Annotated in this window: 18 protein-coding genes; 9 read left to right on the forward strand and 9 right to left on the reverse strand. The window is 61.4% G+C overall.

The features are described from left to right. Positions 1-660, reverse strand: coding sequence for a GntR family transcriptional regulator (locus HX824_RS03620; protein ID WP_003219085.1), 660 nt, complete (start codon positions 658-660; stop codon positions 1-3). A 280-nt stretch (positions 661-940) separates the two neighbouring features. On the opposite strand from HX824_RS03620, the gene xdhA reads away from it, so the two are divergent. The 4 genes from xdhA to guaD all read left to right on the forward strand — a co-directional run bounded on the left by xdhA (position 941) and on the right by guaD (position 7,059). Continuing rightward, positions 941-2,389: a xanthine dehydrogenase small subunit gene (gene xdhA, locus HX824_RS03625; protein WP_102368369.1), complete on the forward strand. Its 1,449-nt coding sequence runs from the start codon at positions 941-943 to the stop codon at positions 2,387-2,389. Continuing rightward, positions 2,382-4,781 (forward strand): xanthine dehydrogenase molybdopterin binding subunit, encoded by a 2,400-nt coding sequence (xdhB, locus tag HX824_RS03630; RefSeq protein ID WP_003219089.1) that lies wholly within the window; start codon positions 2,382-2,384, stop codon positions 4,779-4,781. Before xdhA ends, xdhB begins: the two co-directional genes overlap by 8 nt. A gap of 123 nt (positions 4,782-4,904) precedes the next feature. Further along, positions 4,905-5,747 carry a xanthine dehydrogenase accessory protein XdhC gene (gene xdhC, locus HX824_RS03635; RefSeq protein ID WP_003219091.1) on the forward strand — a complete coding sequence of 281 codons (843 nt, stop codon included), beginning with the start codon at positions 4,905-4,907 and terminating at the stop codon, positions 5,745-5,747. A gap of 7 nt (positions 5,748-5,754) precedes the next feature. After that, positions 5,755-7,059 (forward strand): guanine deaminase, encoded by a 1,305-nt coding sequence (guaD, locus tag HX824_RS03640; protein ID WP_003219093.1) that lies wholly within the window; start codon positions 5,755-5,757, stop codon positions 7,057-7,059. Between the two features lie 138 nt (positions 7,060-7,197). Here guaD and HX824_RS03645 read toward each other — a convergent pair whose 3' ends face one another. Then, positions 7,198-7,962 carry a GntR family transcriptional regulator gene (locus tag HX824_RS03645; RefSeq protein WP_003219095.1) on the reverse strand — a complete coding sequence of 255 codons (765 nt, stop codon included), beginning with the start codon at positions 7,960-7,962 and terminating at the stop codon, positions 7,198-7,200. 328 nt (positions 7,963-8,290) lie between these two features. Between HX824_RS03645 and HX824_RS03650 the strand changes: the two genes are divergently transcribed. Further along, the gene (locus tag HX824_RS03650; RefSeq protein WP_008437554.1) at positions 8,291-9,481 is read left to right on the forward strand and encodes a benzoate/H(+) symporter BenE family transporter; all 1,191 of its coding nucleotides are present in this window, start codon (positions 8,291-8,293) and stop codon (positions 9,479-9,481) included. Between the two features lie 54 nt (positions 9,482-9,535). Here the strand turns inward: HX824_RS03650 and HX824_RS03655 are convergent, their stop codons facing one another. Next, a complete protein-coding gene (locus HX824_RS03655) occupies positions 9,536-9,880 on the reverse strand; it encodes a YggL family protein (RefSeq protein WP_003219101.1) in 345 nt (114 codons plus the stop codon). Between the two features lie 236 nt (positions 9,881-10,116). On the opposite strand from HX824_RS03655, the gene dacB reads away from it, so the two are divergent. After that, complete coding sequence (gene dacB, locus HX824_RS03660; protein ID WP_003219103.1) at positions 10,117-11,577, forward strand: D-alanyl-D-alanine carboxypeptidase/D-alanyl-D-alanine-endopeptidase; 1,461 nt, start codon at positions 10,117-10,119, stop codon at positions 11,575-11,577. A gap of 136 nt (positions 11,578-11,713) precedes the next feature. Here dacB and HX824_RS03665 read toward each other — a convergent pair whose 3' ends face one another. Together HX824_RS03665 and rlmKL are read right to left on the reverse strand one after the other, a co-directional pair. Continuing rightward, a complete protein-coding gene (locus tag HX824_RS03665; protein ID WP_134325943.1) occupies positions 11,714-14,113 on the reverse strand; it encodes a diguanylate cyclase in 2,400 nt (799 codons plus the stop codon). Positions 14,114-14,254: 141 nt separating this feature from the next. Continuing rightward, entirely contained in the window at positions 14,255-16,519 is a 2,265-nt protein-coding gene (gene rlmKL / locus HX824_RS03670; protein ID WP_003219107.1) for a bifunctional 23S rRNA (guanine(2069)-N(7))-methyltransferase RlmK/23S rRNA (guanine(2445)-N(2))-methyltransferase RlmL, read from the reverse strand. Between the two features lie 531 nt (positions 16,520-17,050). Here rlmKL and rmf point away from each other — a divergent pair. After that, complete coding sequence (gene rmf / locus HX824_RS03675; RefSeq protein ID WP_002553055.1) at positions 17,051-17,266, forward strand: ribosome modulation factor; 216 nt, start codon at positions 17,051-17,053, stop codon at positions 17,264-17,266. A gap of 120 nt (positions 17,267-17,386) precedes the next feature. Here rmf and HX824_RS03680 read toward each other — a convergent pair whose 3' ends face one another. The 4 genes from HX824_RS03680 to sctC form a co-directional block, all read right to left on the reverse strand. After that, complete coding sequence (locus HX824_RS03680; RefSeq protein ID WP_003219118.1) at positions 17,387-18,412, reverse strand: quinone-dependent dihydroorotate dehydrogenase; 1,026 nt, start codon at positions 18,410-18,412, stop codon at positions 17,387-17,389. 86 nt (positions 18,413-18,498) lie between these two features. After that, positions 18,499-18,966 (reverse strand): transglycosylase SLT domain-containing protein, encoded by a 468-nt coding sequence (locus HX824_RS03685; protein ID WP_003219119.1) that lies wholly within the window; start codon positions 18,964-18,966, stop codon positions 18,499-18,501. Further along, positions 18,963-19,340, reverse strand: a complete 378-nt coding sequence (locus HX824_RS03690; protein WP_023659087.1) for a winged helix-turn-helix domain-containing protein — start codon at positions 19,338-19,340, stop codon at positions 18,963-18,965. The genes HX824_RS03685 and HX824_RS03690 overlap by 4 nt, the downstream gene beginning before the upstream one ends. 169 nt (positions 19,341-19,509) lie before the next feature. Next, positions 19,510-20,973, reverse strand: coding sequence for a type III secretion system outer membrane ring subunit SctC (sctC, locus tag HX824_RS03695; RefSeq protein ID WP_134325942.1), 1,464 nt, complete (start codon positions 20,971-20,973; stop codon positions 19,510-19,512). Between the two features lie 236 nt (positions 20,974-21,209). On the opposite strand from sctC, the gene HX824_RS03700 reads away from it, so the two are divergent. After that, positions 21,210-22,409, forward strand: a complete 1,200-nt coding sequence (locus HX824_RS03700; RefSeq protein WP_003219123.1) for a CmpA/NrtA family ABC transporter substrate-binding protein — start codon at positions 21,210-21,212, stop codon at positions 22,407-22,409. A gap of 12 nt (positions 22,410-22,421) precedes the next feature. Next, positions 22,422-22,997, forward strand: a complete 576-nt coding sequence (locus HX824_RS03705) for an ANTAR domain-containing response regulator (protein ID WP_003219125.1) — start codon at positions 22,422-22,424, stop codon at positions 22,995-22,997. Positions 22,998-23,318 lie beyond the last annotated feature (321 nt).

Consider the following 23,318-nt stretch of genomic DNA (forward strand, 5'->3'; position numbering starts at 1 on the left):
TTAGGCTTCCGCCAACGCAGCAATGACCAGCGAGCAACTGCGCTCGCCGTAGGCCGAGAGCACCAGGCGAATCTGCGGCAGGTCACGGGCCAGCACGGCGGCGAGCAATTGCTCGAACAGCACCAGGTACTCGCTCATGGACGCCTTGCGCTGATCCAGCGCCAGGTAATAGGCGCGGTTCATCGCCGGCTGCAGGTTCTCGACGGTTTCCTGCAGGTACGGGTTGTTGGCGAACGGATAGGCGGCACGCATCACGTTGAAGCTCTCTTCGACGAAGGCGCGGATGTCCTGGCGTTCGAAGCTGGCGATCAGGCGCTGCTGGATTTGCACGAACGGCGCCATGTCGGCCTGGGTCTGCCAGCCGGCGGCGACCGCATTGCCCAACAGGATGTACAGCTCGCCCATCAGCGTGCACAGGCTTTGCACCTTGTGGGCCGTCAGCTCGGTGACGTGGGCGCCACGGCGCGGCAGGATCGCAATCAGGTGCCGGCGCTCGAGGATCAGCAAGGCTTCGCGCACGGAACCACGACTGACATTCAGCGCCAGTGTGACCTTCTGCTCCTGGATCCGCTCCCCAGGCTTGAGATCGCCGCGAATGATACGTTCGGCGAGGTGGTGAGCGATTTGCTCGGCAAGACTATCCGGCGCCTTGAACGTCATGTTTTCCCTTCAAAATCTTCTATCGGTACAAGCGCGGCAGTGTAGCGCACTTGCCGGTTGATGGCGTACGGCCCACAGAGCGGAATTTGGCATGAAATAAGCAGCCATTAAAGTCCAGAAGCCCCCAAAAACGGCGGTTCCAGAGAACTGGACCATAATTAAGGATGTTGATATCGCATTTTCTTGACCTTTCGGTCAGAAAATCGTTGACCGAAAAGTCAGACATGACTAGATTCGGCGCAAAGCGGTTAACAACAATAATGAGTCTGCGAGGCCTTCCGTGATCCAGTTTTTACTAAACCAGGAGCTCCGTAGCGAGCACGCCCTGGACCCGAACCTGACTGTGCTCAACTATTTGCGTGAGCATCTGGGCAAATCCGGCACCAAGGAAGGCTGCGCCAGCGGCGACTGTGGCGCCTGCACCGTGGTAGTCGGCGAGTTGCACACCGACGATCAGGGCGCCGAGCAGATTCGCTATCGCAGCCTCAATTCGTGCCTGACGTTTGTCTCGTCCCTGCACGGTAAACAACTGATCAGCGTCGAAGACCTCAAGCACCAGGGCCAACTCCACAGCGTGCAACAGGCCATGGTGGAGTGCCACGGTTCGCAATGCGGCTTCTGCACCCCGGGCTTTGTGATGTCGCTGTTCGCCCTGCAAAAGAACAGTGATGCACCCGACAGCCAAAAGGCCCATGAAGCCCTGGCCGGCAACCTCTGCCGCTGCACCGGCTATCGCCCGATTCTTGCGGCCGCCGAACAGGCCTGCTGCAACAAGCCCCAGGACCAGTTCGACAGTCGCCAGGCCGACACCATCGCGCGCCTGAAAGCCATCGCCCCGACGCAAACCGGCGAGTTGAACAGCGGCGACAAACGCTGCCTGGTGCCGCTGACCGTCGCCGACCTGGCGGACCTTTACGACGCTTACCCACAAGCCCGGCTGTTGGCCGGCGGCACCGACCTGGCGCTGGAAGTCACCCAGTTCCACCGCACGCTGCCGGTGATGATCTACGTCGGCAATATCGAAGAGATGAAGCGCATCGAAAGCTTCGACGACCGCCTGGAAATCGGCGCCGCCACTCCCCTGTCCGATTGCTACAGCGCGCTCAACCACGAATACCCGGACTTCGGCGAATTGCTCCACCGTTTCGCCTCGTTGCAGATCCGCAACCAGGGCACCCTGGGCGGCAATATCGGCAACGCGTCGCCCATCGGTGATTCGCCACCACTGCTGATCGCCCTCGGTGCGCAGATCGTGCTGTGCAAGGGCAACACCCGCCGTACCCTGGCGCTGGAAGACTATTTCATCGACTACCGCGTCACTGCCCGCCAGGACAGCGAATTCATCGAGAAAATCATCGTGCCCAAAGGCGTGCCGCTGTTCCGTGCCTACAAGGTTTCCAAGCGCCTGGACGATGACATCTCTGCCGTCTGCGCGGCCTTCAACCTGAAGATCACTAACGGTGTGATCGACGATGCCCGCGTGGCGTTCGGCGGCATGGCCGCCACCCCGAAACGCGCGAAGAACTGCGAAGCCGTACTGAACGGCGCCACCTGGAATTCCGCCACCGTGGAAAAAGCCTGCGCGGCCCTGGCCGAGGATTTCACCCCGCTGTCGGACTTCCGCGCCAGCAAGGAATACCGCCTGCTCAGCGCACAGAACCTGCTGCGCAAATACTTCATCGAACTGCAAACGCCGCACATCGAGACTCGGGTGACCGCTTATGTCTAACCATCACGCCGTGGAAAAATCCCAGGCCGAACTCGCCGAACTGTTTGCCAAGGACCTGACCAGCGGCGTCGGTCGCAGCGTCAAGCACGACAGCGCCGCCAAGCACGTCTCGGGCGAAGCGCAGTACATCGATGACCGCCTGGAATTTCCCAACCAGTTGCACCTCTACGCACGCATGTCGGACCGCGCCCACGCGAAGATCCTCAGCATCGACACCGCGCCCTGCTACGCCTTTGAAGGCGTGCGTATCGTCATCACCCACGAAGACGTGCCGGGTCTGAAAGACATCGGCCCGTTGATGCCCGGCGACCCGTTGCTGGCCATCGACACCGTGCAGTTCGTCGGCCAGGTGGTGCTGGCCGTTGCCGCCCGCGACCTGGAAACCGCACGCAAGGCGGCGATGGCCGCTGTGATCGAATACGAAGACCTGGAGCCGGTGCTGGACGTGGTCGAGGCGTTTCGCAAAAAACATTTCGTGCTCGACAGCCACACCCACCAGCGCGGTGATTCGGCGGGCGCACTGGCGACCGCGAAGAACCGTATCCAGGGCACCCTGCACATCGGCGGCCAGGAACACTTCTACCTGGAAACCCAGATCTCCTCGGTGATGCCCACCGAAGACGGCGGCATGATCGTCTACTGCTCCACGCAAAACCCCACCGAAGTACAGAAGCTGGTGGCCGAAGTACTCGACGTATCGATGAACAAAATCGTGGTCGACATGCGCCGCATGGGCGGTGGTTTTGGCGGCAAGGAAACCCAGGCCGCCAGTCCGGCATGCCTGTGTGCGGTGGTCGCACGCCTCACCGGCCAGCCGACCAAAATGCGCCTGCCGCGTGTCGAAGACATGCTGATGACCGGCAAGCGCCACCCGTTCTATATCGAGTACGACGTAGGCTTCGACGACAGTGGCCGGCTGCACGGCATCAACCTGGACCTGGCGGGCAACTGCGGTTGCTCACCGGACCTGTCGAACTCGATTGTCGACCGCGCAATGTTCCACTCCGACAACTCGTATTACCTGGGCGACGCCACCGTCAACGGCCACCGCTGCAAGACCAACACCGCCTCCAACACCGCTTACCGTGGCTTCGGCGGCCCCCAAGGCATGGTCGCCATCGAAGAAGTGATGGACGCGATTGCCCGACACCTGGCCCTCGACCCGCTGGCCGTGCGCAAGGCCAACTACTACGGCAAGACCGAGCGCAACGTCACCCACTACTACCAGACCGTCGAGCACAACATGCTCGAAGAGATGACCGCCGAACTCGAACAAAGCAGCCAGTATTTCGAGCGCCGCGAAGCGATCCGTCGCTATAACGCCAACAGCCCGATCCTGAAAAAAGGCCTGGCACTCACACCGGTAAAGTTCGGCATTTCCTTCACCGCCAGTTTCCTCAACCAGGCCGGTGCGCTGATCCATATCTACACCGACGGCAGCATCCACCTGAACCACGGTGGCACCGAGATGGGCCAGGGGTTGAACATCAAGGTCGCGCAGGTGGTGGCCGAGATTTTCCAGGTGGAAATCGACCGCGTGCAGATCACCGCCACCAACACCGACAAGGTGCCCAACACCTCGCCGACGGCGGCTTCCAGCGGTGCCGACTTGAACGGCAAGGCCGCGCAGAATGCCGCCGAAACCATCAAGCAGCGCCTGGTGGAATTTGCCGCGCGCAAGTATGAAGTCAGCGAGGCCGACGTTGAATTCCACAACGGGCATGTGCGGGTCCGCGATCACATCCTGACCTTTGAAGCGCTGATCCAGCAGGCGTATTTCGCCCAGGTGTCGCTCTCCAGCACGGGCTTCTACAAGACCCCGAAAATCTTCTACGACCGCAGCCAGGCACGTGGGCGGCCGTTCTACTACTTTGCGTTCGGCGCGGCCTGTTGCGAGGTGATCGTCGACACGCTGACCGGCGAGTACAAGATGCTGCGCACCGACATCCTGCATGACGTGGGCGCCTCGCTGAACCCGGCCATCGACATCGGCCAGGTCGAAGGCGGCTTCATCCAGGGCATGGGTTGGCTGACCATGGAAGAGCTGGTGTGGAATAACAAGGGCAAGCTGATGACCAACGGCCCGGCCAGCTACAAGATCCCGGCGGTGGCCGACATGCCGCTGGACCTGCGGGTGAAGCTGGTGGAAAACCGCAAGAACCCGGAAGACACGGTGTTCCATTCCAAGGCCGTGGGTGAGCCGCCGTTCATGCTCGGTATTGCCTCGTGGTGTGCGATCAAGGACGCCGTGGCGAGCCTGGGTGACTATCGCCATCAGCCGAAGATCGATGCACCGGCGACGCCGGAGCGGGTGTTGTGGGGCTGTGAGCAGATGCGCCAACTGACCGCTGCAAAAGCTGTGGAAACGGAAACCGAGCTGGCTTCGCTCTAGACCGAGGCGCTGCCATCGCGGGCAAGCCCGGCTCCCACATTTTGATGTGTGAACCCAATCAAATGTGGGAGCGGGCTTGCTCGCGAAGGCGGTCGAACTGACAACAGAGATGCTGAGGTAGACATGAACAACTGGATCAGCGCCCTCGCCGACCTGCAGAACCAGGGTGAACCCTGCGTGCTGGTGACCATCATCGAAGAGCTCGGCTCCACGCCGCGCAACGCCGGTTCGAAGATGGTGATCAGCGCCGCCCAGACGTTCGACACCATCGGTGGCGGGCACCTGGAATACAAGGCGATGCAGATCGCCCGGGACATGCTTGTGCGCGGCCAGCAAAACACCCACCTGGAGCGCTTCAGCCTCGGCGCCAGCCTGGGCCAGTGCTGCGGCGGCGTGACGGTGCTGTTGTTCGAACCCATGGGCCAGGTGCAGGCGCAGATCGCGGTGTTCGGCGCCGGCCACGTGGGCCGCGCGCTGGTGCCGTTGCTGGCCAGCCTGCCATGCCGGGTACGCTGGATCGATTCCCGGGAACAGGAATTCCCGGAACACATCCCCCAAGGCGTGCGTAAAATCGTCAGCGAAGAGCCGGTGGATGAAATCGACCACTTGCCTGTGGGCAGTTACTGCATCGTCATGACCCACAACCACGCGCTGGACCTGGAACTCACCGCCGCCCTGCTCAAGCGCAATGACTTCACCTACTTCGGCCTGATCGGCTCGAAGACCAAACGCGTCAAGTTTGAACACCGCCTGCGGGATCGCGGTTTCGACACCGCGCAACTGCAACGCATGCATTGCCCGATGGGGCTGACCGAGGTCAAAGGCAAACTGCCTGTGGAAATCGCCATCTCCATCGCCGGCGAAATCATCGCCACCTATAACGCCAACTTCGGCCAGCACACTGCGAGCGCCGAACCCATTGCCAAACTGCTGCCGGTATCCCGCCGCAGCCAAGCGACTAACTGAGACGACCATGCCTTTGACACGCAAAGCCTACCGTGCCGCCATTTTGCACAGCATCGCCGACCCTGCCGAAGTGGGGATCGAAGCCTCCTACGAATATTTCGAGGACGGCCTGCTGGTGATCGACAACGGCCAGATCAGCGCCCTGGGCCATGCCAGCGACTTGCTCGCCAGCCTGCCCGCCGACATCGAAGTCACCCATTACCAGGACGCGCTGATCACCCCCGGCCTGATCGACACCCACATCCACCTGCCGCAGACCGGCATGGTCGGTGCCTATGGCGAGCAGTTGCTGGACTGGCTCAACACCTACACCTTCCCGTGTGAAAGCCAGTTCGCCGACAAGGCCCACGCCGAAGAAGTCGCGGATATTTTCATCAAGGAACTGCTGCGCAACGGCACCACCACCGCGCTGGTATTTGGCAGCGTGCACCCGCAGTCAGTGAACTCGTTTTTTGAAGCGGCCGAGAAGCTCGACCTGCGGATGATCGCCGGCAAGGTAATGATGGACCGCAACGCGCCGGACTATTTGACCGACACCGCCGAATCCGGCTACGCGGAGAGCAAGGCGCTGATCGAGCGCTGGCACGGCAAGGGCCGTTTGCACTACGCGGTGACGCCACGTTTCGCACCGACCAGTACACCTGAACAACTGACCCTCGCCGGGCAACTGCTGGGGGAATACCCGGACCTCTACATGCAGACTCACATCAGTGAAAACCTGCAGGAAGTGGAATGGGTGAAAGAACTGTTCCCGGAGCGCAAGGGCTACCTGGACGTGTACGACCATTACAAACTGCTGGGTGAACGCTCGGTGTTCGCCCACGGTGTGCACCTGTGCGACGACGAATGCGCGCGGTTGGCAGAAGCCGGTTCGGCAGTCGCGTTCTGCCCGACATCGAACTTCTTCCTGGGCAGCGGTTTGTTCAACCTGCCGATGGCCGAGAAGCACAAGCTGAATGTCGGCCTGGGTACGGACGTCGGCGGTGGCACCAGCTTCTCGCTGCTGCAAACCCTGAACGAAGCGTACAAGGTGATGCAACTGCAAGGGGCGCGCTTGAGTCCGTTCAAGTCGTTGTACCTGGCGACCCTGGGTGGTGCGCGGGCGCTGCGTCTGGAAGACAAGATCGGCACGCTGCAACCCGGCACTGATGCGGACTTCCTGGTACTGGATTACAACGCCACCCCGCTGCTCAGCTATCGCCTGAAGCAGGCCAATAACATCGCCGAGACGCTGTTTGTGTTGATGACACTGGGGGATGACCGGGCGGTGTTGCAGACGTATGCGGCGGGGCAATTGGTGCACCAACGCTGATTTAACAGGTACAACAAAACAAATGTGGGAGCGGGCTTGCTCGCGAAGGCGGTGTGTCAGTCGCTGGATGTGCTGACTGATCCACCGCCTTCGCGAGCAAGCCCGCTCCCACATTTAGTTAGTGGCGAGCCTGGAAAATTACAGTTTTACAGACGAGCGCCCCGGCTTCTTTGTCTGCAACAGATGCGAGAACACTGCATGCAGATCGTCAGAAGCGCTTTCCTCATCGAGGTTGAGCTTGCTGTCGATGTGATCCATGTGATGCATCATCAGGTTCACCGCCAAATCCGCATCCCGCGCTTCGATCGCGTCGATCAACTGCGTGTGCTCATCGTAGGAACAGTGCGAGCGGTTGCCGCTTTCGTACTGGGCGATGATCAACGAGGTCTGGGACACCAGACTGCGCTGGAAACTGATCAGCGGGGCATTCTTCGCCGCCTCGGCCAGCTTCAGGTGGAACTCGCCGGAAAGCCGGATGCCCGCGCCGCGATCGCCCCGGGAGAAGCTGTCGCGCTCGTCGTTGACCATCTGCCGCAGCTCGGCCAGTTGCTCGGCCGTGGCATGCTGCACCGCCAATTCAGTGATCGCACGCTCCACCAGGCGCCGGGCGAGGAATACCTGGCGGGCTTCCTCGACGCTCGGGCTGGCCACTACCGCACCACGATTGGGCCGCAGCAGTACCACGCCTTCATGGGCCAGGCGCGACAGCGCGCGGCGAATGATGGTGCGGCTGACGCCGAAGATTTCGCCCAGCGCTTCTTCACTCAATTTGGTACCGGGCGCCAGGCGTTGTTCGAGGATCGCCTCGAAGATATGCGCGTAGACGATATCGTCCTGGGTTCCACTGCGACCGGCCTTACCGGCTCGCGGCTGTTTCTTGAGGGGCTGCAACTGTTCGTTCATGGGCACTCGGGTCGGGAGAACGGCGGCGAATTGACGTTGACTGTAATACGGCACAGAGGGTCGCTGGCAAGTATCGCGTAAAATCAGCGCACATTGTACACAACCCAGTGCGCCAACACACTGTACGGCTGTTTGCGGCGCCGGCTGTATTGCAATGAATCGTTACGTTTGAGTTTAGGCTTGATTCCGCACTTTCTCCTTTGTAGGAGCGAGCTTGCTCGCGAAAAACGTATAAGCACCGCATTCAGTCAGGATGCCAGCGTCATCGTTAACGACCTTCGCGAGCAAGCTCGCTCCTACAGACAGCCCGGTAAAAGGAACACCGCCCATGTCCGACGTCCCCCAAGCGCGATTACGCCCACTGGCCGACACTTCGCCTTCGGCCATCGTCGCCGGTTTCATTGCCATGATGACCGGCTACACCAGCTCCCTGGTGCTGATGTTTCAGGCTGGCCAGGCAGCGGGCCTGACCACCGCGCAAATTTCCTCGTGGATCTGGGCGATTTCCATCGGCATGGCGGTGTGCAGCATTGGTCTGTCCCTGCGCTATCGCACGCCGATCACCATTGCCTGGTCCACACCGGGCGCGGCGCTGTTGATCACCAGCCTGGGCGGCGTCAGCTACGGCGAGGCCATCGGCGCCTACATCACCTGCGCGGTGCTGGTAACCATCTGTGGGCTGACCGGCAGCTTCGAAAAACTCGTCAAGCGCATCCCCGCGTCCCTGGCGGCCGCCTTGCTGGCGGGGATTCTGTTCAAGATCGGCAGCGAGATTTTCGTCGCCGCGCAGCACCGTACCGGTCTGGTGCTGGGGATGTTCTTCACTTACCTGGTCATCAAGCGCCTGTCGCCGCGTTATGCCGTGCTCGCGGCACTGCTGATCGGCACGGCGCTGTCCGGGCTGATGGGGCTGCTGGATTTCAGTGGCTTTCACCTGGAAGTGGCAACGCCGGTGTGGACCACGCCGCACTTCTCCCTGGCCGCGACCATCAGCATCGGCATCCCGCTGTTCGTGGTGGCCATGACCTCGCAGAACATGCCGGGTGTCGCGGTGCTGCGGGCCGACGGCTATAACGTACCGGCGTCGCCATTGATTACTACCACCGGCCTGGCCTCGCTGGTGCTGGCGCCGTTTGGCTCCCATGGCATCAACCTGGCAGCCATCAGCGCGGCGATCTGCACCGGCCCTCATGCCCATGAGGATCGCAACAAGCGCTACACCGCCGCGGTCTGGTGCGGGATTTTCTACGGGATCGCCGGGGTGTTTGGCGCGACATTGGCCGCGTTGTTCGCCGCCCTGCCCAAGGAACTGGTGCTGTCGATTGCGGCACTGGCGTTGTTTGGCTCGATCATCAATGGCCTGAGCATCGCCATGAATGAACCCAGGGAACGGGAAGCTGCGTTGATCACCTTCATGGTCACAGCGTCGGGGTTGACGTTGTTTTCCATCGGTTCGGCGTTCTGGGGAATTGTCGCGGGGGTGTTGACGCTGGTGATTCTGAACTGGCGCAAGGCCTGATTCTTTAGACCCAGTAACGAAAAAGCGACCCGGGCGGGTCGCTTTTTCATGACATCAGACTGCCGGGTTAATCGGCTTTTCTGGGTGCCAAGCGTCCAGCAGGGCGCTGACTTCAACGCGGGTCAGCTCTGGACGAGCCTTCAGCCACGCTTCAACAGCGGCACGCTGTTCTTCGTTGACCGAACCACGGGTGGCTTTGCAAACCAGACCGAAGTCATCACCGCCGACGTAGTCCAGGCCGTTGCCGTCCATCGCTTCAGTCAGGAATGCTTCGAGGAAAGCGTCAACCGCTTCATCGTCCAAACCTTCTTTGAAGTCCAGGTTCAGTTCGAAACCCAGCTCTTGAAATTCATCAACGCACAGTTTTTTGCGCAGACGCCGGGAACGGTTAGTCGCCATTGGAACAATCCTCTTAAGTAATAACGGGCGGCACTTTAGCAGTTTAAGCAGGCCTTTGCCCGATTCTCTGGGACAGGCGGCAGAGTGCCAGTAAAAAAAACCGCCAATTGCAGCTATCGTTCAGCCACAAGTGCGACAGCCTTGGGGCATAATGCCGACACTTTCATGACCATTGAGGGATTTTTCGTACATACCCCTCACCTTTTTACCCCCTCAGCAGTAGGGTTTTAATTCTTATGATCAAATCTTTGCGTCCACTGTTACTCGCCAGTTTTCTTCTGCCCCTGGCCTTTTCCGTTACCGCCGCCCCGATCAACACTTCCCTGCCGCCCAAGGTCCAGGAAGCCCTCCAGAAAGCCAAGCTGCAAAACAATGCCCTGTCCCTGGTGATGATTCCCCTCAATGGCCCGGGCACACCTACCGTGTTCAACGCCGACGTGTCGGTCAACCCGGCCTCGACCATGAAGCTGGTCACCACCTACGCGGCCCTGGAAATGCTCGGTCCCAACCATCAGTGGAAAACCGAGTTCTATACCGACGGCACCCTGAGCGGCGGGATCCTGAACGGCAACCTGTACCTCAAGGGCGGCGGCGACCCCAAGCTGAACATGGAAAAACTCTGGCTGCTGATGCGCGACCTGCGGGCCAATGGCGTGCAGCAAGTGACCGGCGACCTGGTGCTGGACCGTGGCTTCTTCATCCCGCCGCAACTGCCGGAGTTCAATGACGACGGCAACGACGAGAACAAGCCGTTCCTGGTCAAGCCCGATGCCTTGATGGTCAACCTCAAGGCGCTGCGCTTCGTCACCCGCAATGATTCGGGCAAGGTGCTGGTCTCGGTCGAGCCGCCGATTGCGAGCATCCGCATCGACAACCAGGTCAAGGTCTCCAACGCCAAGCAATGCACCGGCGATGTGCGCTACAGCCCGATGACCGCCGCCGACGGCAGCGTCACCGTGACCGTCAGCGGCCAGTTGGCGGACGGCTGCAGTTCGCAGACGTATCTGTCGTTGCTGGACCACGCCACCTACACCGCCGGCGCCGTTCGGGCGATCTGGAAGGAACTGGGCGGCAGCATCCAGGGCCGCGACATCCAGGCGCCGGTACCGAAGAACGCCAAAGTGCTGGCTCGTGCGTTCTCGCCGGACCTGGCGGAGATCATCCGCGACATCAACAAATACAGTAACAACACCATGGCCCAGCAGTTGTTCCTGAGCCTGGGTGCGCAGTACCGCACCGATGCCGACGGCGACGACGCCAAGGCCGCCCAGCGCGTGGTGCGCCAGTGGCTGGCGAAAAAAGGCATCACCGCGCCGCACCTGGTGATGGAGAACGGCTCCGGCCTGTCCCGTGCTGAACGGGTCAGCGCCCGCGAGATGGCGACCATGCTGCAAGCGGCGTGGAGAAGCCCGTACGCGGCGGAGTACATCAGTTCGCTGCCGATTGCCGGCACCGACGGCACCATGCGTAAACGCCTGAAGACCACGGCCATGCGCGGCGAAGCCCACGTCAAGACCGGCACCCTGAACACCGTGCGGGCGATTGCCGGGTTCAGCCGCGACAACAATGGCAATACCTGGGCTGTGGTGGCGATTCTCAACGATCCGAAACCGTGGGGCGCGTCCTCGGTACTGGACCAGGTGCTGCTGGACCTGTATCGCCAGCCGAAACTGGCGGCGGCGGCCCCGGTCCTCTAACAGCAGCAAATATCAAATGTGGGAGCTGGCTTGCCTGCGATGCAGACGCCTCGGTCTATCAGGAATACCGAGGTGATGCTATCGCAGGCAAGCCAGCTCCCACATTGATCTCTAATAGCTTGAATGGCCGTGCACTTCAGGCAAGCACCCGCTCTGCCTCAACTCTGTCCCTGCCCGCCTGCTTGGCGGCATAGACACCCGAATCCGCCCGCAGCAACAAGCTGTCGACGCCCTCCTCGACCCGCCAACTGGCGACCCCGAAGCTCGCCGTCACCGTGCCGACACCTTCCATCGGCTCACCGCGCAACGCCTGCCACAACTCCAGGGCAACACTGAACGCCTGGCTGCCGTCGGTATTGGCGCACAGCACCACAAACTCCTCGCCGCCCAGCCGGCAAAACACATCCGTGCGTCGTAACCGCTGGCTGATGCGCCGGCATAACTCCTTGAGCACTTCATCACCCACCGCGTGACCATGCTGGTCGTTGATGCGCTTGAAGTGATCGATGTCGAACATGATCACCGACAACGCCCCCGAGGCACGCTTGACCCGGATCATCTCGGCCTTCAGCCGGTCCTGGAAGTAGCGTCGGTTATGAATGCCGGTCAGGGAATCGGTAATCGACAGCGCCCGCAGCTCTTCCTCGACCCGCTTGAGATCGGAAATATCCGACACATAGCCATGCCATAACGTACCGCCACCGGCCAGCTCTTCCGGCGTCGCCTCACCGCGAACCCAGCGCAGCCCCCGATGGGGCAACTGCACCCGGTATTCTTCACGCCAATGGCTCAGTTGCAGGGTGGACAGGCGAATGGACTCCCGTACCCGCTCGACATCCAGCGGATGAATCCGCTCGAAGACCTTTCGCGCATCCTGCTGCAACACCCCAGGCTCGATTTCGTAGATGTCGCGGATGCCATCGCTGGCATAAATGAAACGCGAGACATTGTTCGGTTCCAGGATGAACTGGAAAATACCGCCGGGCACATGGGCGCTGAGTTTCTTCAGCAGGCGGTCCCGCGCGGCCAGTGCCTCATAGGCGCGCTTCTGCTCGGTGACATCCAGGCAGATCGCCAGGTGCCCGACCCACAGGCCATGCTCGTCCAGCAGAACAGTGGCGAGCATGTTCACCGTCAGTTGGCTGCCGTCCTTGCGCACCAGCGTCCACTCGCGGGCCTCATGCACTGCATCGGCGCTGTCCACCAGCATCGCCTGGGCTGGCGCGATGCGCTTGCCGAGGATTGCGCTCAATTGCGCGGCACGGGCTTCCAGCTCGGGGGCCAGGTGCAGGCTTTCGAGGGTCAGGTGGCCCAGTACCTCTTGTGCTTCAAAGCCCAGCATCTGCTCGGCGCCGGCGTTGAAGGTGGTGATCACACCGCGCAAGTCCGTCGCGATGATCGCCACCTGGGTGGCCGCATTGAGCACGCTGCGCAGTTGGCCGTGGGTGCCTCGCAGCTCCTGTTCCCGCTGACGCAATTGGGCGGTGCGCTGCTCCACCAGCTTCAATGCGCGCTGGCGCTGGCTGACCACCACGTAGAGCAACGCACTGAGCAGCACACTCAGCAGGCTGCCCATGACCAGGATACTGACCAGCGACGAGTGATTGCCCTGCTGGAACACCTGGCTGGGGCGCAGGCTCAAGGCGTAGACGTGGTCGCCGAGCGTCAGCCGGCGTGCTGCCACCAGGTCACTGTCTGCCACGGGGTTGCTGGATTCGTACAACACCCGTTGCTCTGCATCGGAGGTGTCGACAATCTGCATCACCAGGTTGTCCCGTGCGGCCTTGGGCAAGCCATCGGCCACCAGCTGGCGCATGCTGATCACCGCCATGACGTAGCCGTAAGGTTCACTGTTGGGCACTTGTGTCGTCGGTGCCCGGCTGACCGGTGCCACCAGCAATACACCCATGGCATAGGCCGGCTCCACACCCACCAGTTGCATGGGCTGGGACACCGCCATCTTCCCTGACTGTTGCGCACGCTCCACCGTCGAGCGCCGCAGTGGCTGGGCCAACAGGTCAAAACCCAGCGGCGAGCCGAGAATGCTCTGGGTCTGGCTGTACAACACCGGCACATACTCATCGCGATCAGTCGCCGGGGTCAGTTCGCCCGCCGCATTCAATTCACGAATGGAGAAATTCGCACCGCGCTCCGCCGTGATTGCCTGCTCGAACGCACCGCGCTGGTCACGCAAAACCCGGGGTGCCCAGGCATAGGCGCGGGTACGCAACAGCAAGGGCTGCGCGAACCCTTCGAACTCTTTGCGCGAGACTGTATTTGAATTGACGAAGAACCGCCGCAGGCTGCCCAGGCGTTGTTCCTGGTCCTCGAAACGCTCCTGGAGACGGCTGTAGCGCTCGTTGACCAGCAGTTGAAAGCGCTGGCGCATCTGCTGCTGGTAAAGCTCGGACGCGGCCCAGGCGACGACAATCGTCAGCGCGATACCGCCCAGCAACACCACCACCGCCACCAGCCACGCCGACACCTGCTCACTGATAAAGCCTAGGATTTTCGGGCGGACGGCATGCAGCGGCATAGACAAGACTCAGAACGCCAGCGTGCGGGTGCGTCACTTTGGCCAGGTCCTAAGTTATAGCCACAGGACTTGCGTTTGACCAGCGCAAAAAAAAGCCGCAAGGCCGGAATGATCCGGGCCTGCGGCTTCAGAACGCAGTGATCAGCGCGCGGTGATTTTCCACGCCCGATGGATCTTGGCGTTACGCGCAAAATCCGGGTCGATGGTCTTGTCGCTGATCTCTTCGACGGCATACCGCTCGACGAGGTTGTCTTCCAGCTGGAACTTGCGGAAGTTGTTCGAGAAGTACAACACGCCGCCCGGTGCCAGGCGCGCCATGGCCAGGTCCAGCAACTGCACGTGGTCGCGTTGCACGTCGAAGATGCCTTCCATGCGCTTGGAGTTGGAGAAGGTCGGCGGGTCGATGAAGATCATGTCGAACTCATCGCGGCTGGCTTCCAGCCAGGCCATCACGTCGCCCTGCTCCAGGCGGTTCTTGTCGGAGAAACCGTTGAGGGAGAAGTTGCGGCGCGCCCAGTCCAGGTAGGTCTTCGACAGGTCGACGCTGGTGGTGCTGCGCGCGCCACCCTTGGCGGCGTGCACACTGGCGGTGGCGGTGTAGCAATACAGGTTGAGGAAGCGTTTGCCGGCCGCCTCTTTCTGGATGCGCATGCGCATTGGACGGTGGTCGAGGAACAGGCCGGTGTCCAGGTAATCGGTCAGGTTGACCAGCAACTTGACGCCGCCTTCGCTGACCTCGGTGAACTTGCCCTGGGCGCTCTGGCGCTCGTACTGCTTGGTGCCGCTCTGGCGTTCGCGACGCTTGACCACCACACGGTTCTTGTCGATGCCCAGCGCCTGGGGAATGGCCGCCAGGGCATCGAACATGCGTGCCGAAGCTTTTTCCGGGTCAATCGACTTCGGCGCCACGTATTCCTGGACGTGGACCCAGTCGTGGTACAGGTCGATGGCCATGGAGTATTCCGGCATGTCGGCATCGTACACACGGTAGCAATCGACGCCTTCGCGCTTGGCCCACTTGCCCAGCAGTTTCAGGTTCTTTTGCAGGCGGTTGGCAAACATCTGCCCGCCTTCGCTCAAGCGCGCCTGCTCGACCACTGGGGCCGGGGCGGGTTTGATCGGATTCCCGTTCTTGTTGTACTGGCGCTCTTGCGGCTCGGTCGGCGCCTGGTCGTAGGCCGCTTGCTCGCGCTCGGCCTGGCGTTGTTCCGGGGTGCGACGCTCGCCGGTGACGAACTGATCCGGGGTGACCTTGATCAGCAGCAATTTGCACGGCAAGGCGCCGTTCCAGAACGAATACTGTTTGTGGCTGCGGATGCCCATGCGCTTGCCCAGGTCCGGAGCACCGGTGAACACCGCCGCTTCCCAGCCCAGGCACGCCTGGCGCAGACGCTCGCCGAGGTTCTGATAGAGGTACAACAGGCTGGCTTCATCACCCAGACGCTCGCCATACGGCGGGTTGCAGATCACCAGGCCTTTCTGGTTCTGGTCCGGACGCGGCTCGAAGGTACCGACTTCGCCCTGGTAGATCTTGATCCAGTGGCTAAGGCCTGCGCGTTCGATGTTGTTACGGGCGGGCTGGATCAGGCGAGGATCCGCCTCGTAACCACGAATCCACAGCGGTGGCTTGGCCATGCCGATGGCGGCACGTTCGCTGGCCTCTGTGTGAAGTTTTTTCCACAGCGCCGGAACGTGGCCAAGCCAGGCGGTGAAACCCCACAGCTCACGGTTCAGGTTGGGCGCCATGTCGGCGGCGATCATCGCGCCTTCCACCAGGAAGGTACCGACGCCGCACATCGGGTCCGTCAGCGCGCCGCCTTCGGCAGCGATGCGCGGCCAGCCGGAGCGAATCAGGATCGCCGCCGCCAGGTTCTCTTTCAACGGTGCCGCGCCCTGCTGCAGGCGGTAGCCGCGCTGGTGCAGGCTGTGGCCGGACAAATCAAGGGAAAGGATCGCTTCGCCACGGTCCAGGCGCAGGTGGATGCGCAGGTCCGGGTTGATCTTGTCGATGGATGGACGTTCGCCGGTCGGGGTGCGCAGCTTGTCGACAATCGCATCCTTGACCTTCAGCGCGCCGAAGTGGGTGTTGTCGATGCCAGAGCCATGGCCGCTGAATTCAACGGCCAGGGTGCCGTCGGCGAGCATGTGGTCTTCCCACTCGATGTCCAGCACCCCGTGGTACAGGTCTTCGGCGTCCTTCATCGGGAAGCGCTTGAGCACCAGCAACACGCGGTTGGCCAGGCGCGACCAGAGGCACAGGCGGTAGGCGGTCTCCATGTCGGCCATGCCGCGCACGGCCGAGGTGTGCTCGCGGGCTTCCTCAAGGCCAAGCCCCACGGCTTCCTCGATCAGCAGGCCTTCGAGGCCCTTGGGGCAAGTGAGGAAGAGTTCAAAACGGTCCGACATGGGGCATTCCAGGCTTTTCAGCAATAAGTGAACGGGCGACGCATCGCGCGTTCGGTTTTCAATCAAGCGCTTTTCTTGAAGAACGCTCGTGTGGCACGAATGTGCCGTTCCACCCCGGCTACCGGCCTTTCGGGCCTTTATCGACGGGGCAGTTCAAGTATTTGAAGCAACAAGAAGAAACATTCCGACCCTTCGTCGAATAATAACCGACTGCAACAGGCGGACATTCTCACTAAAGGATTAAACCCATCCTCTTTGAAGGGCACATCATAGCTGGGTTTGCCCAACAAAAGGGGCGAAAAGCCATCCCAGCTTATGGCTATAGCATCATTATCGTTACGTGCTTATGACAAAACGATCATTGAATCCATGTGACCTATTGGTTAGAACTCAACACAGGTTGGCGCCGTAACGACGCCGACACATAGCTCGCCACGCCGGCAGCGAGCGCACCAACGGCAGAAAAACTCTGCCCGGCCTCGGACGAGGCCGAAGGATATCAAGACAGTCAACAAGTGAGGGAAACACCCTATGAGAAGACTTAAGCGTGATCCGTTGGAAAGAGCATTTTTACGCGGATATCAATATGGCGTTCATGGCAAATCCCGTGAGCTTTGCCCATTTACTCTACCGTCGGTACGCCAAGCCTGGATCAACGGCTGGCGAGAAGGACGCGGCGACAACTGGGACGGTATGACTGGCACTGCGGGAATCCACAGACTCAACGAACTTCACGCCGTCGGCTAATCAAGGGCATTTAATTCCGACACCAGCACGAATACGCAACCACTTAACCACGCACGCCCCATCCGGGCGGCGGGCTTCGGCCCAGGGGCTCCTTCAAGGAGCCCTTTTTATTGCCTGTTGTCAGCCGCGCGGCAATGCCGCAATCGCATCCACCGCCTGGCGAATCAACGCCGGGCCCTTGTAGATAAAGCCGGAGTACAACTGCACCAGGCTCGCGCCGGCGGCGATTTTTTCGGCCGCGTGCTTGCCCTCGGTGATGCCGCCCACGGCAATGATCGGCAAGCGCCCTGCCAACTCGGCCGCCAGCACCTTGACGATGTGGGTACTCTGGTCGCGTACCGGCGCACCGGACAGGCCGCCCGCTTCGTCACCATACGCCAGGCCTTCGACACCGACGCGGCTCAGGGTGGTGTTGGTGGCGATCACCGCATCCATGCCCGAATCCACCAGGGCCTGGGCCACCAGTACGGTCTCTTCGTCGTTCATGTCCGGGGCAATCTTGATTGCCAGGGGCACACGCTTGCCGTGGCGCACAGCCAAATCTTCCTGGCGCTGGCGCAAGGCTTCGAGCAGTTGCTTGAGGGAGTCGCCAAACTGCAGGCTGCGCAGGCCCGGGGTGTTAGGCGAGCTGACGTTGACCGTGACGTAGCTGGCGTGGGCGTAGACCTTGTCCAGGCAAATCAGATAGTCATCCACCGCACGCTCCACCGGCGTGTCGAAGTTCTTGCCGATATTGATCCCGAGGATACCGGTGTACTTAGCCGCCTGAACCCGTGACAGCAGGTTATCCACACCCAGGTTGTTGAAGCCCATGCGATTGATGATCGCCTCGGCTTCCGGCAGGCGGAAGATCCGCGGCTTCGGGTTGCCCGGCTGCGGCCGTGGGGTCACGGTGCCGATTTCGACAAAGCCAAAACCCAGCTGCGCAAAACCGTCGATGGCTGCACCGTTTTTGTCCAAACCCGCAGCCAGGCCTACCGGGTTGGGGAAATCGAGCCCCATCACCGACACCGGCATTTTCGCCGGGGCCTTGCACACCAGGCCATTGAGCCCCAGGCGGCCACCGGCACCGATCAAGTCCAGGGACAGATCGTGGGAAGTTTCCGGAGAGAGTTTGAACAACAGCTGGCGGGCCAGGGTATACATGGGCGGGCTTGACTCGGATGGCGGCGAAAGGTGGCGGCGATTATAGCCGGGGTGACGGGCTGCATGCGAGGCGTGCCGTCCAATCGTCAGTTACGGTGCGTCATCAGTTCCTCATAGCGGGCCCAGATTTTTTGCGCATAGCGAAGACGCAGGGCCTCACGCTGAGGCCCGGGCCCGCCGCCCACATTGTAGGAACCGATCGCCGTCCAGTTGTAGCCGAACTGTTTGACGAAGTCGGCAAGGATCGACGCCCCCACCTCCACCGACAGGCAAGGCTCATCCAGCAAGCGCTGCTCGGTAATGCCCTCCTTGAGCAGGCGCGGCAGGTGAATGCTGTTGATCTGCATCAGCCCGATATCACGGGTGCCGTTGTTGTTGGCGTAATTCATGGCCTTGGCGCGGTAGCCCGACTCCACTGCGGCGATGGCCTGCAACAATTCCGGCTCCATGCCGTATCGGCTGGCAGCCTCGGCCCAGCAATACGCCCGGGCTTCATTGCCGAAGCCGAGCGTGAGCATCAGCAGCAGCGCCCCCTTGCACCGGGCGCTGCTCATGCCTGCCCCCGACCGCAGGTGGAACAGACAGCGCCCACCGTCAGGCTGGTCATCCTGACCGCACAGGTCACCCGGTACCCTTTGCCGTATACCGTCTTGATCAGACCCTTGCCGCCCTTCAAATATTTGCGCAGCGAACAGATGCAACGGGTCAGGGACTCTTCCGTGGCCTCGTTATGGGGCCATGCCTGTTCCAGCAAATGGTCCTTGGTCACCAGCACTCCGGCCGAGGACAGCAACAGGCGCAACACCTGCCACTCCTTGGGCGGGAGTTGAATATCCGAGTCTTCACTGGTCAATCTACCGTCACCGTGCAACGTCCAGCGCTCAAAGACCATGGGGGTAGCCAGTACCCCATCGTTCACCACGGCCATTCGTACCTCCGCACCCAACTCACCTTCCAACACTGGTTTCCTGAAGGTCGCGACTATAAAAAGCCCACTCGCTGTATAGGAGAGGAAAAAACCCCATAGGCACTGATTTTTTCAGACTGGGCACGTAGGACCTTTCGGCGATGCCCGCCCAGGGGCGCCACCAACGTTCTTATCCTTCGGTCACCCGGTTAAATGCCCGCTTCACCTGCTCATGCTGGGAGCGCGTCAACGGCGGCGCCTGCCCCGGCTCGGCAGCGGTATGCAGCACATTTGCGACCGCCGTCGCCTGAATCACAAACAATCGCACACTGTTGGCCATGGGCCCGTTGTAGCGTCCGAGCAAGGCTGTGCCGGTATCGCGCTGAAAATTCCCCACCAGCAATCGCCTGCCCGGAGCCACACGCACCACCGTGTTGATCCCCATCCGCTCCACCCCCGCCGAGGGTTTGTCGCGACTGGCAGCCTTGCCCATCTGGCGGCCATCCTCGACGGTGAGCAGCATCTCGATTTCATTCGCCTCGGCGAAGCGCGGCAGAACACTGACCTGCGTACCAAAGACCACCGGTTGCCATTCGTCGTGGTCTTCACCCGGCCGGGGCAGATAGAACGTCTGGTTGTCGTTGAAAACCGCGGGCACATTCTCCTGGGTGAGAATCACCGGCAACGTCGTGACCCTCGCTCGCCTGCGCAACTCCAAGGCGGTGATCCGCTGCATGAATGCTTCGTCCTCGATGGGTGCCATGACCCGGGTAGCTGAAGGCTTGTCCGCCCCCTTGTGCATGGTCGCGCCGATCTTCTTGAGCTCATCGCGGTCCACATCCACCAGCCACATCGAAACCTCCACCGCGCGCTTCGGTACGTCCAGTTCTGCCACCAGACCTTCGATAAAGCTCACCTGCGCGGGCTTGCCCTTGATCAGCAGGCTGTTGGTGTCCGGGTACGCCAGCACCGAGATATTCTTGTCGGCCAGTAATCCGGGTTGCCGCGGGGACGCACTCTCCTGCTCGACGGCCAGCAGTTTTTCGATCATGGATGCCATGCCCGGCACCGTGACGGTTCTGTCGCCCATGTTGTACTCGCGGTCTGCAACGTGGGTGTTGAGCACCTGCACCACCCCGATCCGCTGCGGCCCCAGGCGCAGTTCCGCACGCTGGCGGTCCATCAGTTGGGCCAGGCGCAGCACATGGTCGACATAGTTCGGCGGCCCGGACACGTAGAACACCCGCGCCCCACTCGCACGCAGCGGGTAGCGCGCCTCTTCGAGCCCCGAACGGCGCATGAACCCGCGCAGGAGGTCGACCGAGATATGCCGCAGGGTCACTACCGAGCTTTTCGCCTCGTCGGCGTCATAGAGGTAAAGCACCTGGCCATCGGTGTACCAGATCAGGCCTTGCTGCTGGGCGACCGACTCCAGCAGCGGTTGGGGCGAGTCGAAATCGAACGCCCCGCTGATGCGCTTGCGAGCTGCCGCCTGACTGACAACGATCGGCTGCCCCAGCGGCAGGGACAACGCGGTAAAAAAAGTGTGCAGGCTTTCATCACGGGCCTGGTAGGAGCCCCCGAACGCGCCGGGGCTGCCCAGCAGCACCAGGCCGAAAAGCAGCGTCGAGAAACGGTGAAGGTGGCTGAACATGCCTGCATGGCCCGGGCTGAAAGAGCGGCCATACTGCGAGGCAGGCCAATTTCAATCCTGATGGAAAGCTGACGCCCAGCCCATCCTGTGCGCATCGTGGCATGTGCCTTGCTTTGCCTTGTCTATCGCAGCTCGCGCCAACGGCGGAACGGGCTCAAGGACACAGACGTCGTTACCCCGGGCTCTTCCTCTGAGTACCCGACGGAACGGCGTTTTTTTATGAAAGGTACGTATTGATGAGTGATCCCCTGGCTTGGGTCAACGGCAGCGATGCCCCGGAAAAGAGCAGCCTCAACCTGGGTTTCATGGCCCTGAGCGATTGCGCCTCGGTGGTGGTCGCCGCCACCCAGGGCTTCGCCCAGCCCTATGGCCTGACCTTGAATCTCAGGCGCCAGTCATCATGGGCCAGCCTGCGGGACAACCTGGTCAGCGGCGAACTGGACGCCGCCCACAGCCTGTACGGCCTGATCTACGCCGTGCACCTGGGCATCGGCGGCGTGGCACCCACCGATATGGCGGTGCTGATGGGCCTGAACCAGAACGGCCAGAGCATCAACCTGTCCCGTGGCTTGCAACAGCTGGGGGTGACCAGTCCTGAGGCGCTGGACCGCCACGTGCACCAAAGCCGAACAAAACTCACCTTCGCCCAGACCTTTCCCACAGGTACCCACGCCATGTGGTTGTATTACTGGCTGGCCAGCCAGGGCATTCATCCCCTGCAGGATGTGGACAGTGTGGTGGTGCCGCCGCCGCAGATGGTTGCGCACCTGCAAGCCGGGCGCATCGACGGCTTTTGTGTGGGCGAGCCCTGGTGCGCCAGTGCGGTGAAGCAGAACCAGGGCTTTACCCTGGCCACCACCCAGGCACTGTGGCCGGACCATCCGGAAAAAGTCCTCGGCTGCACCCAGGCATTTGTCGAGCAATACCCCAATACCGCCCGGGTATTGGTGATGGCGATCCTGCAGGCCAGCCGTTTTATCGAACAGAGCACGGAAAACCGCCGCTCCACTGCACAGTTGCTGAGCGCCCCGCAGTACCTCGACGCCCCGCTCGATTGCATCGAACCGCGCCTGCTCGGCGACTACGATGACGGCCTCGGCAACCACTGGCAGGATCCCCACGCGCTGCGTTTTTATGGCGACGGCGAGGTGAACCTGCCCTACCTGTCTGATGGCATGTGGTTCATGACCCAGTTCCGCCGCTGGGGCCTGCTGCGGGAGGACCCGGACTACCTCGGCGTTGCCCGGCGTGTGCAACAACTGGACATCTATCGCCAGGCGGCCAGCGCCGTGGGCGTGCCTGCCGGTGGCGAGGCCATGCGCAGCAGCCAGTTGATTGACGGAAAAATCTGGGACGGTTCGGACCCGGCCGGGTATGCCCGCAGCTTTCGCCTGCATGCCATGGCAGATGTTGCCAGCCGCCAGGCCTTGCGCTGACAGGAGGAACCCATGCTACGAATCCTGTTGATCAATGACACACCGCGCAAGGTCGGTCGGCTCAAGGCTGCGTTGACCGAGGCCGGGTTTGAGGTGATCGATGAATCGGGGTTGACGATCGACTTGCCGGCGCGGGTCGAAGCGGTGCGCCCGGACGTGATTTTGATCGATACCGAGTCGCCGGGACGCGATGTGATGGAGCAGGTGGTGCTGGTGAGTCGCGACCAGCCACGGCCGATTGTGATGTTTACCGATGAGCATGATCCGGGGGTGATGCGTCAGGCGATCAAGTCCGGGGTGAGCGCCTACATTGTCGAGGGGATTCAGGCGCAGCGGTTGCAGCCGATTCTGGATGTGGCGATGGCGCGGTTCGAGAGTGACCAGGCGCTGCGCGCGCAGTTGCAGGCGCGGGATCAGCAGTTGGCCGAACGCAAGCGGATCGAAACGGCCAAGGGGTTGTTGATGAAAATGAAGGGGTGTAATGAGGAAGAGGCCTACACGCTGATGCGGCGTCAGGCGATGAGTCGGCAGCAGAAGCTGATTCAGGTGGCGGAGCAGATTATTGCGATGAGTGAGTTGTTGGGGTGAGAGGGGGGTCGGGGTGTATATCCGTTATTTAGGTAACGGCCGCTATTGGTACCGCCCTTACGGCGGCTCACTTTTGAACAGCCGGGCTACAGGCCGGCTTGAGTGTTGTTAAGCAAAATCAAAATCTAAAGCGGGCACGGTTCAAATGTGGGAGCTGGCTTGCCTGCGATAGCATCAACTGGAAGTACCTGATGTACCGAGTTGTCTGCATCGCCGGCAAGCCAGCTCCTACAGAAAAGCAGAGCCACCCCGCCCGTAGCAGCTGTCGAGCGCCAGCGAGGCTGCGTGCTTTTGATCTGGCTTTTGATTTTGATCTGCGGG

The sequence above is a fragment of the Pseudomonas sp. D4002 genome (assembly GCF_013385665.1).
In the GTDB taxonomy this organism is placed as follows: domain Bacteria; phylum Pseudomonadota; class Gammaproteobacteria; order Pseudomonadales; family Pseudomonadaceae; genus Aquipseudomonas.

Bases quoted from the DNA above. Each gene is read 5' to 3' on its own strand.
- dacB (WP_003219103.1), top strand. From the start codon at position 10,117: ATGATCAAATCTTTGCGTCCACTGTTACTCGCCAGTTTTCTTCTGCCC.
- HX824_RS03655 (WP_003219101.1), bottom strand. From the start codon at position 9,880: ATGGCGACTAACCGTTCCCGGCGTCTGCGCAAAAAACTGTGCGTTGAT.
- rmf (WP_002553055.1), top strand. From the start codon at position 17,051: ATGAGAAGACTTAAGCGTGATCCGTTGGAAAGAGCATTTTTACGCGGA.
- HX824_RS03690 (WP_023659087.1), bottom strand. From the start codon at position 19,340: ATGGCCGTGGTGAACGATGGGGTACTGGCTACCCCCATGGTCTTTGAG.
- HX824_RS03700 (WP_003219123.1), top strand. From the start codon at position 21,210: ATGAGTGATCCCCTGGCTTGGGTCAACGGCAGCGATGCCCCGGAAAAG.
- xdhC (WP_003219091.1), top strand. From the start codon at position 4,905: ATGAACAACTGGATCAGCGCCCTCGCCGACCTGCAGAACCAGGGTGAA.
- rlmKL (WP_003219107.1), bottom strand. From the start codon at position 16,519: ATGTCGGACCGTTTTGAACTCTTCCTCACTTGCCCCAAGGGCCTCGAA.
- sctC (WP_134325942.1), bottom strand. From the start codon at position 20,973: ATGTTCAGCCACCTTCACCGTTTCTCGACGCTGCTTTTCGGCCTGGTG.
- HX824_RS03650 (WP_008437554.1), top strand. From the start codon at position 8,291: ATGTCCGACGTCCCCCAAGCGCGATTACGCCCACTGGCCGACACTTCG.
- HX824_RS03705 (WP_003219125.1), top strand. From the start codon at position 22,422: ATGCTACGAATCCTGTTGATCAATGACACACCGCGCAAGGTCGGTCGG.
- HX824_RS03665 (WP_134325943.1), bottom strand. From the start codon at position 14,113: ATGCCGCTGCATGCCGTCCGCCCGAAAATCCTAGGCTTTATCAGTGAG.
- xdhB (WP_003219089.1), top strand. From the start codon at position 2,382: ATGTCTAACCATCACGCCGTGGAAAAATCCCAGGCCGAACTCGCCGAA.
- HX824_RS03620 (WP_003219085.1), bottom strand. From the start codon at position 660: ATGACGTTCAAGGCGCCGGATAGTCTTGCCGAGCAAATCGCTCACCAC.
- HX824_RS03645 (WP_003219095.1), bottom strand. From the start codon at position 7,962: ATGAACGAACAGTTGCAGCCCCTCAAGAAACAGCCGCGAGCCGGTAAG.
- HX824_RS03680 (WP_003219118.1), bottom strand. From the start codon at position 18,412: ATGTATACCCTGGCCCGCCAGCTGTTGTTCAAACTCTCTCCGGAAACT.
- HX824_RS03685 (WP_003219119.1), bottom strand. From the start codon at position 18,966: ATGAGCAGCGCCCGGTGCAAGGGGGCGCTGCTGCTGATGCTCACGCTC.
- guaD (WP_003219093.1), top strand. From the start codon at position 5,755: ATGCCTTTGACACGCAAAGCCTACCGTGCCGCCATTTTGCACAGCATC.